The 12,764-nt window shown below is 56.0% G+C and carries 9 protein-coding genes; 8 read left to right on the forward strand and 1 reads right to left on the reverse strand.

Annotation, left to right across the window (positions count from 1 at the left end):
* Positions 1-161 precede the first annotated feature (161 nt).
* Positions 162-2,924, forward strand: a complete 2,763-nt coding sequence (locus tag N0M98_RS10325; protein ID WP_259617788.1) for an NTTRR-F1 domain — start codon at positions 162-164, stop codon at positions 2,922-2,924.
* 64 nt (positions 2,925-2,988) lie between these two features.
* Here N0M98_RS10325 and N0M98_RS10330 read toward each other — a convergent pair whose 3' ends face one another.
* The gene (locus N0M98_RS10330; RefSeq protein WP_375295469.1) at positions 2,989-3,816 is read right to left on the reverse strand and encodes an alpha-helical endospore appendage domain-containing protein; all 828 of its coding nucleotides are present in this window, start codon (positions 3,814-3,816) and stop codon (positions 2,989-2,991) included.
* Positions 3,817-4,369: 553 nt separating this feature from the next.
* Between N0M98_RS10330 and N0M98_RS10335 the strand changes: the two genes are divergently transcribed.
* The 7 genes from N0M98_RS10335 (at position 4,370) to N0M98_RS10365 (ending at position 12,716) form a co-directional block, all read left to right on the forward strand.
* Positions 4,370-6,439 carry a bifunctional aldolase/short-chain dehydrogenase gene (locus N0M98_RS10335; RefSeq protein WP_259617790.1) on the forward strand — a complete coding sequence of 690 codons (2,070 nt, stop codon included), beginning with the start codon at positions 4,370-4,372 and terminating at the stop codon, positions 6,437-6,439.
* A gap of 43 nt (positions 6,440-6,482) precedes the next feature.
* The gene (locus N0M98_RS10340; RefSeq protein WP_249863475.1) at positions 6,483-6,854 is read left to right on the forward strand and encodes a sensory rhodopsin transducer; all 372 of its coding nucleotides are present in this window, start codon (positions 6,483-6,485) and stop codon (positions 6,852-6,854) included.
* A gap of 24 nt (positions 6,855-6,878) precedes the next feature.
* Entirely contained in the window at positions 6,879-8,138 is a 1,260-nt protein-coding gene (rhaA, locus tag N0M98_RS10345) for an L-rhamnose isomerase (RefSeq protein WP_259617791.1), read from the forward strand.
* A gap of 22 nt (positions 8,139-8,160) precedes the next feature.
* Positions 8,161-9,636, forward strand: a complete 1,476-nt coding sequence (locus N0M98_RS10350) for a rhamnulokinase (protein WP_259617792.1) — start codon at positions 8,161-8,163, stop codon at positions 9,634-9,636.
* Between the two features lie 16 nt (positions 9,637-9,652).
* Complete coding sequence (locus N0M98_RS10355; RefSeq protein WP_249863473.1) at positions 9,653-10,414, forward strand: DeoR/GlpR family DNA-binding transcription regulator; 762 nt, start codon at positions 9,653-9,655, stop codon at positions 10,412-10,414.
* A gap of 187 nt (positions 10,415-10,601) precedes the next feature.
* Positions 10,602-11,162, forward strand: a complete 561-nt coding sequence (locus tag N0M98_RS10360) for a GNAT family N-acetyltransferase (RefSeq protein WP_259617793.1) — start codon at positions 10,602-10,604, stop codon at positions 11,160-11,162.
* Positions 11,163-11,240: 78 nt separating this feature from the next.
* Entirely contained in the window at positions 11,241-12,716 is a 1,476-nt protein-coding gene (locus tag N0M98_RS10365) for a protein adenylyltransferase SelO (protein WP_259617830.1), read from the forward strand.
* Positions 12,717-12,764 lie beyond the last annotated feature (48 nt).

Below are 12,764 nucleotides of genomic sequence, written 5' to 3' on the forward strand. Positions count from 1 at the left end.
TTACGGAAGAACGGGGCGGGAACCGTTTGTGATTTCCATGAGCGGCCAACCTGCTTTTGACCTTTTGCCCCGTTCAGTTTGGCAAAAACACAAACCGTGAGAATAAACTTGAATATCATGGTATGGCTTAGGCTTATTTTAGAACAGATCGAGGTGAATTCATGACGACTCAACTGGAAAATAGAATCATAAATAGCAGCTTTGAGGCGGGGTTGGCATCATGGACCGCCGTGAACGCCGGTTTAAGCCCGATTAGCAAAGAAGGGCTAAGCAGCGCGGAGCTGCTGGGCGGAAATTTTGCCTCGTCTCTCCAGCAGAACGTTGCAGCCAGTCCGGGCGAGGGCTTATACTTTTCGGTCAGCCTCGCCAAGTCGATGCCTGGGGAAAGTCCGGCTATTTCCATATTGGTGGATTATTTGGACGCCGCTTTTAACTTGGCAAGCTCCGCCGTCGTTTTTACAATTCCCCAAGGTTATTTCACGGATTTCAAAGTCGTTGACTGGAATGTGTTCGAAGGAGTGACAACGGCAGCGCCTTTAAATACAGCATATGCGCAAATGACGATCACGCGGGCTCCGTTAACGGGAGCGAGCGGAATTCTTGTAGATGAAGTTGTGCTGATGGCTGCTGTCAGCACTGGCGCAATAGGTGCAACGGGTGCGACAGGAGCGACGGGTGCGACGGGCGTAACGGGGGCGACTGGGGCAACAGGAGCCACAGGTGAAACGGGTGCGACAGGTGCCGCGGGAGTTACTGGAGCAACGGGAGTAACAGGAGCGTCAGGTGCAACGGGGGCCGTGGGATCGACAGGAGTGACAGGTGCCACGGGTGCAACAGGCGCAATGGGTGCGACAGGTGCCGCGGGAGTTATGGGTGCCACCGGGGCGACAGGAGCGACAGGAGCGACGGGTGAAACCGGGACCACAGGTGCCGCGGGAGTGACGGGTGCAACAGGAGCCACAGGCGCAACAGGTGTCACGGGTGCAACTGGGGCAACAGGAGCGATGGGAGCCACGGGGGCTACGGGCGAAACAGGTACAACAGGAGCCGCAGGAGCAACGGGAGCAACAGGAGCTACGGGCGCAACGGGAGCCACGGGTGCGACCGGCGAAACCGGAACCACAGGTGCAACGGGAGTGACGGGCGAAACCGGGACCACAGGTGCCGCGGGAGTGACGGGTGCAACAGGAGCCACAGGAGCGACAGGCGTCACGGGTGCAACTGGGGCAACAGGAGCGATGGGAGCCACGGGGGCTACGGGCGAAACAGGTACAACAGGAGCCACAGGAGCGACAGGCGAAACAGGAGCCACAGGTGTCACGGGGGCCACAGGAGCGGCAGGCGTCACAGGAGCCACGGGTGCGACAGGTATCACGGGTGCAACAGGAGCCATAGGCGTCACGGGTGCAACAGGTACAACGGGAGCGACAGGAACTACGGGCGTCACGGGTGCAACTGGGGCAACAGGCGTAACGGGAGCGACCGGTGTTACGGGTGCAACAGGTGCGACGGGCGAAACCGGGTCAACAGGCGCAACGGGAGCGACAGGTGCAGCGGGAGCCACAGGGGCTACCGGAGCGACAGGCGTCACAGGAGCCATGGGAGAAACCGGGGCCACAGGTGTAACAGGTGAAACGGGAGTTACTGGAGCAACCGGGGCAACAGGAGCGACAGGCGTCGCAGGTGCAACTGGGGCAACAGGAGCTACGGGCGCCACAGGTGCAACTGGGGCAACAGGAGCTACGGGCGCCACAGGTGCAACTGGGGCAACAGGAGCCGCAGGCGCAACGGGAGCGACAGGAGCTACGGGTGAAACTGGAGCAACAGGAGTAGCAGGCGCAACAGGAGCTACGGGCGTCACAGGAGTGACGGGTGCAACAGGAGCGACGGGAGCTACAGGTGAAACAGGAGCAACAGGAGCTGCAGGCGAAACAGGAGCGACGGGTGCGACGGGGGCAACAGGAGCCACAGGCGTAATAGGAGCCGCAGGCGCAACGGGAGCGACAGGAGCGACGGGCGTCACGGGAGCCACCGGGGCAACAGGCGTGACAGGTGCAGCAGGAGCCACAGGGGCTACCGGAGCGACAGGCGTCACAGGAGCCATGGGCGAAACAGGTGCAACGGGAGTGACAGGAGCTACGGGCGTCACGGGAGCCACGGGTGCGACCGGCGAAACCGGAACCACAGGTGCCGCGGGAGTGACGGGTGCAACAGGAGCGACAGGAGCGACGGGCGAAACCGGGACCACAGGAGCCACAGGAGCCACAGGAGCCACAGGCGCAACGGGAGCGACAGGTGCCACAGGCGTGACAGGTGCAGCGGGAGCCGCAGGCGAAACCGGAGCCACGGGAGCGACAGGAGCTACGGGCGTCACGGGAGCCACAGGTGCCGCGGGTGTCACGGGTGCAACAGGAGCGACGGGCGCCACAGGGCCTACAGTTACGCAGCAAGGCTTCTCCGCATTTATTTCAACAGCGACCATTTCCGCCAGCGGGCAGCTTGCGGGATGGACGGTCGCTTCTCCCTATTACAACACAAGCGGATTTGATCCAGCGTCCGGTAATTATACAGTGCCTGGCACAGGCACCTATTCTATTAAAGCCACCATTAATTATTCCACATCAGCGGCGATTTCGGCATCGCTCGGCTCCGGAGTGAATCCCGGGTTTATTGTACGGAGGACATCGGCCACGGCAACGAATCTGATAAGCGGGCTTTTCCCGCTGCTGAATGTCAACGTTGCGCTGGTGCTTACTCTAAGAGCCATTTTGGGAAATGGAACGATTACATTGGCTGGAGACGTACAGCTCAATGCGGGTGATGTCATCAATCTTTACTATGATAGCGGAGGATTGACGGTTGCAATTAATTTGGGCGGCGTCAACAGCGGGGGAATCGTATTCTCCGTCCACAGATTATCTTAATACCGGCATAATCCAAGAGGCCTCGTTCCTGTAATACAGGAATCGAGGCTTTTTGGATTGAAAGTCAGGCGATTTGCGTTATGATGATTCTCACCCTGGATACAGTGTTCGCCGTAATGTTGTTAACTTGAAGAATGCTCGGCGAAATCCCCGCAGTGGTGACGATGGAAATACCGACAGCAAGTTCGGGGTTTGGATTTGAAGTCATTTGGTTGACCGCTTCACTGCCTGGAACCGGACTGCCGTTCAATAATAAGTTTGCCTGCAAATTGCGCCCGACGCCCGGCACGCCTTCGAACGTGTATACAACCTGATAAGTATGCCCGGGAGCGAGAAGGATGTCCGTGGTATCCGGCAGATGGCTGATTGCCAACCCGTTAATGGAATAATTCGTTGTTAACGGTACCGGTGAAAAGCCCGCAAACGTTCCGACGAATCCAATATCCGCGTTGTTTTCGGTGACGGCGGTTCCCGGGGGGCCTGTAGGGCCGGCGGGTCCGGTCGCTCCCGCCTCACCTGTCGGTCCGGTCGGCCCCGGCGGTCCTCCCGCAGGACCTGTCGCTCCGGTCGCTCCCGTGGCTCCCGTCGGGCCGACCGTGACCGGCGTACGAAGTATGCTGTCCAGGTTATCGCTTAGAATCCATTCTTTCTGGATGATCGTTTGGATCGTATTCGACACGCTGTTATTGACGGCAAGAAGATCGTCTATGCTCGCCGCTGGCGACAAGCCCGGCAGGGTGCCAAGCACATATTGCAGTTTTTCCCCTTCCGCATTCAAAATATGACTGAGGCCCAGCTCCTCAAAAGCGATGGAGGATAAAAGCAAATTGATCGCCTGTTCTCTCGTTATAGAAATGGAAGGAGTTATATTCGGAAAGTTTGCTTGCGACACGGTCATTAGCTCCTTTCATTGATAAAGGATGGTGAACTAAGAGCGGAGGGACCATTTGAATCTGGAAAAACGTTAGCGTTCACCTAAGAAAACGAATGTTCTTCATAGAAAAAGGAACAACCATCCAAAAATCCGATTTCAGCTCGATTGGAAACTTCTATCAAGCAACTCCTTCTGACAGAGTCCTAAACGGGGAAGAAAACGCCGGCTGCACAGGCGAAAGCTTTTTCCGCTCGCCGCCCGACCCGGATTTCTTGAGAGGACTGGTCCGAAGATCGGCGGAAATCCGGGAATTAAAGCTATCTAATATCTAACTATATTCGGGCCCGCTTTCTTAGGTGTTCAACTTCGGCGACAGAGGCGCAGGGATGTCTGTTATTGGTTAAATATTGCCCTTGAAGATATGGAAGGCGGATTGAGGACGCGACGGAGTCATATTTTATTTTTTCCGTTTTTATTTTTGTTTATTTTTGAATTTATAGTATCCAAAGAGAAACAGATATGATAAGATGTAAACAAACATAAATCAACATTCATCTGGAGGTATAAATCAATGGTACAAAGTTTATGGGATGCATCTAAAGCAGCAGAGCTTACGACAGGTCTTGAACAACTGGTTTATCGCTCGAATCTTATCGGTACGGATCGCCGCGTTTGTAACTACGGCGGCGGGAATACCTCCAGCAAGACGGTCGTTAAGGATTTCCGCGGCCGCGACATCGAAGTGATGTTCGTCAAAGGCAGCGGCTCCGACCTGGCGACGATGAAGGCGTCTAACTTCACCGGCTTGCGCATGGACGATATTCGTCCTCTGTACGAAAAAGACGACATGTCCGATGAAGATATGGTCGCTTATTTGGCCAACTGCATGATCGACGCCAAGCATCCGCGCGCTTCCATCGAAACGCTGCTTCACGCATTTCTTCCGTTCAAACACGTAGACCATACTCACCCGGATTCGATCATCAGCCTGTGCTGCGCGGATAACGGCAAAGAAATCGCCCGCGAAATTTTCGGAGACCGCTTCGTATGGGTTCCTTATATTCGCCCCGGCTTCAAATTGTCCAAAATGATCGCAGAAGGCGTTAGAAACAATCCTAAAGCCGAACTGGTGCTTATGGAGAAACACGGTTTGGTTACTTGGGGTGAAACTTCCGACGAAGCTTACGCGCAAACAATCAAAATCATTACCGAAGCGGAAAGCTTCATCGAATCCCGCATTAACGAGAGCCGCGTATTCGGCGGCGTGAAGCACGGCGCCTTGACGGCCGAAGAGCGCAGAAGCGTCGCAGCGCAAGTGATGCCGACGATCCGCGGCGCGGTAAGCGATGCGAAGAAAATGATCCTTTCCTTCGACGACGCCGAAGACGTGCTGCAATTCGTAGGAGGACAAGACTCCGCCAAACTTTCGCAGGTCGGCGCAGCTTGCCCGGATCACCTCGTTCATACGAAGGTCGTTCCGTTGTTCATCGACTGGACTCCGAACGCTGAAGACATCGACGGATTGAAAGCGAAGCTGAAAGAAGGCATTGCCGCATATAAAGAAGAATATAAAGCTTACTTCGAGCGCAACAAAAATGAAGGCGACGTTATGTTCGAAGCGGCGCCGCGCGTTATCCTTATCCCCGGCGTCGGCATGATCAACACCGGCAAGAGCTGGGTTATGTCCCAAGTGAGCGGCGCGCTGTACCATCGCGCAATCGCGGTGATGAGAGGCGCTACGGCTCTCGGTCAATTCGTTTCCCTCAGCGAGAACGAATCTTACAACGTCGAATACTGGCCGCTTGAGCTTTACAAGCTGTCCTTGGCTCCTGCGGAAGCGGAGTTCTCCCGTCAAATCGCTTTCATCACCGGCGGAGCGGGCGGTATCGGCAGCGAAACGGCACGCCGTCTGGTTTCCGAAGGCGCGCATGTCGTGCTGGCCGATCTTAACCTGGAAGGCGCCGAGAAGGTCGCAGCGGAAATCAACGAGAAATTCGGCGAGAACCGCGCTCTTGCCGTGAAGATGGACGTAACGAGCGAAGAGATGATCAAAGCCGCTTACGCGCAAACGGCGCTTACTTACGGCGGCGTCGACATTATCGTCAATAATGCGGGTCTCGCAACCTCCAGCCCGTTCGACCAAACGTCGCTGAAAGAATGGAACTTGAACATGAACGTGCTTGGAACAGGGTACTTCCTCGTTGCCCGCGAAGCGTTCATTATTATGAAAGAACAAGCGGTCGGCGGCAGCATGGTGTTCGTCGGCTCCAAGAACTCGGTGTACGCCGGCAAAAACGCAACGGCCTACAGCGCGGTCAAAGCGATGGAAGCTCATCTTGCGCGCTGCATCGCCGCAGAAGGCGGGGAATTCGGCATCCGCGTCAATACGATTTTGCCGGACGCAATTTTGCAAGGCTCGGCGATCTGGAACGGAAGCTGGCGCAACGAACGCGCCGCCGCTTACGGCATCGAGCCGGATCAATTGGAAGAGTACTACCGCAAGCGTACGACCTTGCTCGTTAACATTTATCCTCGTGACATTGCCGAAGGCATCGCGTTCTTCGCTTCCTCGAAATCGGCGAAAACGACGGGCTGCATGCTGACGATCGACGGCGGCGTACCTGCTGCGTTCACTCGCTAATCATCTATAAATGACGAGTTTCATTTAAAGGAGGATTTGCCATATGCCAACGGCTACAGGGGAAAAAGTATGGATTATTCCTGACGGTTATATTCCGGAGCACAGCTCCGGAACGTTAACCAGCCATGAATCGATTTGCGTGCTTAACACCGCATCCGAGGATGCCCATCTGACCATCACGATTTTCTTCGAGGACCGCGATCCGCTGGAGAATATCGCCGAGGTCGTCGCGGCCCGGCGCACGAAGCATATACGCACAAGCTCTTTGGCCAAGGAAGGGACGCCGATTCCGGTCGGCGTTCCTTATGCCATCGAAGTGAAGAGCGACATTCCGGTTATTGTGCAATACAGCCGTTTGGACGCAACTCAGGCTGAGAACGCCCTTATGTCCGTTATCGCTTATCCGATCAAATAAAATACGTTAAAAGGAGCTGTACAAATGGATAAAAACGTTGCGGCCAATTATGAATTGGCAAAAGAGCTTTATGCAGCCCACGGCATTGACGTCGATCAAGTGCTGAAGCAGCTGGAACAAATTAAAATTTCCATGCACTGCTGGCAAGGCGACGATGTAAGAGGCTTTTTGAACCGCGATCAGGATTTGACCGGCGGCATTTCCGTAACCGGCAATTATCCCGGAGCGGCGCGCACTCCCGAAGAGCTTCGCGCGGACTTGGAGAAAGCGTTCTCGCTGATTCCCGGCAAGCATAAGGTGAATCTTCACGCGATCTACGCCGATACGGACGAGAAGGTGGAGCTGGATGAGCTTCAGCCGAAGCATTTTGACAAATGGGTGGATTGGGCCAAGGAACAGGGCTTGGGTCTGGATTTCAATCCGACTTGCTTCTCTCATGAGAATTCCAAGGACGGCTTCACGTTAAGCCATCCCGATCCGGCGATCCGCAAGTTCTGGATCGACCACTGCAAAGTGTCCAGAAAAATCGGCGCTTACTTCGGCGAGCAGCTCGGTCAAACCTGCGTAACCAACGTCTGGGTACCGGACGGCTTCAAGGATGTTCCGGCGGACCGCCTGGCGCCTAGACAGCGTCTGAAATCCGCTTTGGACGAAGTGTTCGCGGAAGAACTGAACCCTGCACATAACCTGGATGCCGTAGAAAGCAAGCTGTTCGGCCTCGGTTCCGAAGCGTATGTCGTAGGCTCGCATGAGTTTTATATGGGCTACGGCCTTCAAAATAATAAATTAATCTGCCTGGATGCGGGCCATTTCCATCCGACGGAAGTGATTTCCAATAAGTTATCTTCCCTGTCCCTGTTCGCCGACGGTATCCTGCTTCACGTAAGCCGCCCTATGAGATGGGATAGCGATCACGTGGTTACGCTGGACGACGAGCTGATCGATATCGGCCGGGAACTGGTTCGCGGCGATTTGCTCGGCAAAACGCATATCGGTCTGGACTTCTTCGACGGCAGCATCAACCGTGTAGCCGCTTGGGTTATCGGTACGCGCAACACGATCAAAGCGCTGATGCGGGCGATGCTCGATCCGGTGGAAGCTTTGAAAAAAGCCGAGCTGGAAGGGGATTATACGACGCGTCTGGCCTTGACGGAAGAATTCAAATCGTATCCTTTCGGCGCCGTATGGGATTACTACTGCGCATCCAAAGGCGTTCCTGTGCGCGAGGAATGGCTGTCCCAAGTGAAAGCGTACGAGCAAGAAGTGCTGCTCAAACGCGGCTAATTAACGGATAAGGGTGATATCCTTGGGAAACATTATCGCTTTTGATCTGGGGGCCAGCAGCGGCAGAGCGATGCTGGGCCGCCTGGTAGACGGCAAGATTGAAATTACGGAGCTTCATCGCTTTTCCAATGATCCGGTGCAGGTGGGCGACCGCCTGCATTGGGATATTTTGCGGCTATACCATGAAATCAAGCAGGGATTGCTGAAGGCCAAAAACCAGGGAATCGAAGTGGACAGCGTCGGGATCGATTCCTGGGCGGTCGATTTCGGCTTTATCGGGGCGAACGGCGAGCTGGTCGGCAATCCTTACCATTATCGGGACCGGCATACGGATCAGATGATGGAGAAGCTGTTCGCGCAGCTCCCGGCGTCGGAGATTTTTAAACGAACCGGCATTCAATTTCTTCAGTTTAATACGATCTTCCAGCTGTTTGCGCTGAAACAGGCGAACTCGCCTTGGCTTCAGGAAGGCAACCGCTTCCTGATGATTCCGGATTTGCTCCGGTATTTCCTGACGGGAGAAATGCATAACGAGTTTTCCAACGCAACGACGACGCAGCTGTTCAACCCTGTGAAGGGCACTTGGGATCAAGAGCTTCTTCAGCAGCTCGGCTTTCCGGAATCATGGTTCGGTGAAGTGCTGCAGCCGGGAAGTCCGGCAGGGAAGCTGCAAGAGTCCGTATGCGAAGAGCTCGGCATTCCGTCCATTCCCGTCTATGCCGTAGCCGAGCATGATACGGGATCGGCCGTAGCGGCGGTGCCGGCAACCGACCGTTCCTTCGCTTACTTGAGCTGCGGAACATGGTCGCTCATGGGAACTGAGGTTCAGGAGCCGGTCATAAACGATATGGCGCAGCAGTTTAACTTCACCAATGAAGGTGGCGTCGAAGGCACGTACCGCCTGCTGAAGAACATTATGGGACTGTGGATTCTCCAGGAAAGCCGCCACGAATGGGAGAAGGCAGGGCAATCGTATACCTTCCCCGAGCTCGTACAGCTGGCGGGAGCGGCCAAACCGTTCGGCGCATTCATCGATCCCGATCATCCGATGTTTCTGGCTCCCGGAGACATGCCCGCCCGTATCGCCCAGTATTGCCGCGAAACGGGACAGCAGGCGCCGGAGACGGCAGGAGAAATCGTTCGCTGCATTTTGGAAAGCTTGGCTTTGAAATACCGGTTTGTGTTCGAAATGACCGAACGGCTGTCGAATCAGACGTTGAACGGCCTGCATATGGTCGGCGGCGGCATTAACAATACGCTGCTCTGCCAATGGTCGGCCAATGCGATCGGCAAGCCCGTATGGGCGGGGCCTTCGGAAGGCAGCGCTATCGGCAATATGGCCGTGCAGTGGATCGCGCAAGGCGTGTTCAAGGACATCTGGGAAGCGCGCCGCGTTATCCGCGACTCGTTCCCAGTCGAAGAGTACATGCCGGAAGAGCAGGAGCAGTGGTCCGCGGCTTATGAACGATTCGTTAAGCTGACGGGAATTGCACAATAGTGAAAAGGAGCACCTTATGCTAGTTGCGGAGCGTTACGAGAAAATTGTAAGTTTGGTTAACCAAAGAGGCGCAGTAAGAGTTTCCGAGCTTAGCGAGCTGTTCCAGGTTACGGAGGAGACGATTCGCCGCGACCTGGACCGATTGGAGCAAGCGGGGCGTCTGACCCGTTCCCATGGCGGGGCGGTCAGCATCAAGGACGACCAGCAGCCGGAGATCCCTTACTTTGAACGGGAAATCGCCTATGCCGAAGAGAAGAAGAGAATAGCCCAGGCCGCGATCGAGCGGATCGGCGAGCGAGACCGGATTCTTCTTGATGCCAGCTCTACGGCTTGGTACATGGCGGCGGAAGTTCCCGATCTTCCTCTGACCGTCCTTACCAATTCGATCAAGGTCGCAACGGAGCTGAGCAATAAGGAGAAGATTGAAGTGATTTCGACGGGCGGCCGGCTGGCTCAGCGTTCCTTATCTTTCGTCGGGCCGCTGGCCGAACGTTCTCTCGATACTTATCACGTGGATAAAGTGTTTTTGTCCTGCAAAGGCGTACATTTGGATCGCGGCATCAGCGAGTCGAACGAGCTCCAAGCCCGAATTAAAGAGCGGATGATCGGCATCGCGGACGAAGTGATTTTGCTCGTCGATTCGAGCAAATTCGGCGTGCAATCGTTTACGCAAGTCGCCGATCTATCCGAAATCGACGTCATCATTACGGATCGCCGCATCGCCAAGGAAACGGTAGATCAGCTTGAGGACCGCGGAATTACGGTTATTACCGTTTAATGAAATCTTCGAATACCAGCGGCCGGCCGGAGGAAAACTTCTGGCCGGCCGCTTTTTCCTTTAATCGGAGACTTAGCTCCCGCCGTACTGGAACGGGTTTGGTATATGGCTTCAGCTAGTGGTATGATGATGTTGTTGGAGCGCCAACAATACATACCGAATCGGATTCCGAAAGCAGGGAGCATGATTGGACACTTTGAATTATCGCATCAGCGGCGAGTGGGACGAAGAGCGCTGGAACGAGGCGGAGCGGATCTACGAGCAGGCGTTTCCTCACGAAGGCAGGAAGAGCCGCGCGATCATCCGCCGCATGTTTGAAAGACGGATGTGCCGGCTGCATACCGTAGCCCGAGGCGGGGAACTCGCCGGAATGGCTTTAACCGGTATCGATAAGCAGGCGAGAGCCGTGATCATCGATTATTTGGCGGTTCGCCGCGATGTGCGCGGTACGGGAATCGGCCGTTCGCTGCTGGGCCATATCAAGCAGTGGGCGCGCGCCGAGGCGGATGCCAAGGGGATTATCGTCGAAGTGGAATCCGAGCCTACGGAGGAGAACAAGCGGCGTATCCGCTTCTGGGAAGCGAACGGCTTCCAGCTTACTTCGTATGTGCATCAATACATTTGGGTGCCCGAGCCTTATCAGGCGATGTACTGCAGCTTCAGCGAGACGGACCGGCTGCCGGAGGACGGCAAAGCGCTGTTTCGCAGCATAACCCGTTTCCACGAAAAGGCGTACCGCCGTACATAATCTAGATGCTTTCGCATGCGCAATCAGCGGTTTTCGCCACCCTTCTGAAAAATAATCATAAAGAAACAAGGTGACATGATGAGCGATCATAGATCAATAATCGGCGCAGGATGGAACTTCGACAACAGCTATGCGCGGCTGCCGCAAACTTTTTTTACGCTGCTCGCTCCTACCCCCGTACGATCGCCGGAGCTGCTGGCGCTGAACCGGGCGCTGGCGGCGGAGCTGGGCTTGGACGCCGAAGCTTTGCGAAGCGAGGAAGGAGCCGCCGTGCTGGCCGGCAATACAATTCCCGAAGGGGCTGAGCCGCTCGCGCAAGCTTATGCGGGGCATCAGTTCGGGTATTTAACGATGCTGGGGGACGGTCGGGCGATCCTGCTCGGCGAACAAATAACGCCCCGGGGTGACCGGTTCGACATTCAGCTGAAAGGCCCCGGCCGGACCCCGTATTCCCGCAGCGGCGACGGCAGAGCGGCTGTCGGACCGATGCTGCGCGAATATATCATCAGCGAGGCGATGCATGCGCTGGGGATTCCTACGACCCGCAGTCTGGCGGTGACGGCGACCGGACAGTCCATTATGCGCGAGACCGAGCTGCCTGGTGCGGTTCTGACCCGCGTGGCCGCCAGCCATCTGCGCGTCGGCACGTTTCAATACGCTGCCGGCAAGGGGACGCAAGAGGAGCTTCGCGCCTTGGCCGATTACACCCTGCGCAGGCATTTCCCGGAAGCGGAGGCGGACGATAACCGCTATCTCGCCTTGCTGCGGGGAGTGATCGGACGGCAGGCATCGCTGATCGTCAAATGGCAGCTTGTCGGCTTCGTTCACGGGGTTATGAACACCGATAACATGGCGCTTAGCGGGGAGACCATCGATTACGGCCCGTGCGCTTTTATGGATGCCTACGACCCGGCGACAGTATTCAGCTCCATCGATCGTCAAGGGCGATACGCCTACGGCAATCAGCCCCAGATCGCCGCGTGGAACCTGGCGCGCTTCGCCGAAACGCTGCTGCCGCTGCTGCACAGCGACGAGGAACGAGCCGTCAAGCTGGCCGAGGATGCGATTGCCGAGTTTCCGAAGCAGTTTCAGCGCGGCTGGCTCGCCGGCATGAGGGCGAAGCTGGGACTTTATAACGAAGAGCCGGAGGATGAAGCCCTTATTCAAGATCTGCTCATTCTGATGGAGAAGCATCATGCGGACTTTACGAATACGTTCCGCGCATTGACCTTGGAGAAGCCGGAGGATACGGCATGTTTCGGCTCCGAAGGATTTACCGAGTGGCATGAGCGGTGGCAGGCGAGACGCGACCGCCAGCAGGAGACGAAGGAAGACTCGCTTCGCCTGATGAGAAGCAGCAATCCTGCGGTCATTCCCCGCAACCACCGGGTTGAAGAAGCGCTGGAAGCGGCGGAGCGGCATGGAGACGTTACCGTAATGGAGAGGCTTCTGGAAGCTCTCGCCGACCCTTATTCGTATTCTCCCGAACAAGAGGAATACGCTGCACCTTCGGTGCCTTCAAGCTATCCTTATCGAACTTACTGCGGTACTTGAAGCAAACGCCGCGGCTGACGGAACCGCATATGCTTTACACACGGAGTG

The organism is Paenibacillus doosanensis, from assembly GCF_025060755.1.
GTDB lineage: Bacteria > Bacillota > Bacilli > Paenibacillales > NBRC-103111 > Paenibacillus_S > Paenibacillus_S doosanensis.

Excerpts from the sequence above, each read along its gene's own strand:
- N0M98_RS10325 (WP_259617788.1), top strand. The coding sequence starts at position 162 with ATGACGACTCAACTGGAAAATAGAATCATAAATAGCAGCTTTGAGGCG.
- N0M98_RS10335 (WP_259617790.1), top strand. The coding sequence starts at position 4,370 with ATGGTACAAAGTTTATGGGATGCATCTAAAGCAGCAGAGCTTACGACA.
- N0M98_RS10340 (WP_249863475.1), top strand. The coding sequence starts at position 6,483 with ATGCCAACGGCTACAGGGGAAAAAGTATGGATTATTCCTGACGGTTAT.
- rhaA (WP_259617791.1), top strand. The coding sequence starts at position 6,879 with ATGGATAAAAACGTTGCGGCCAATTATGAATTGGCAAAAGAGCTTTAT.
- N0M98_RS10355 (WP_249863473.1), top strand. The coding sequence starts at position 9,653 with ATGCTAGTTGCGGAGCGTTACGAGAAAATTGTAAGTTTGGTTAACCAA.
- N0M98_RS10365 (WP_259617830.1), top strand. The coding sequence starts at position 11,241 with ATGAGCGATCATAGATCAATAATCGGCGCAGGATGGAACTTCGACAAC.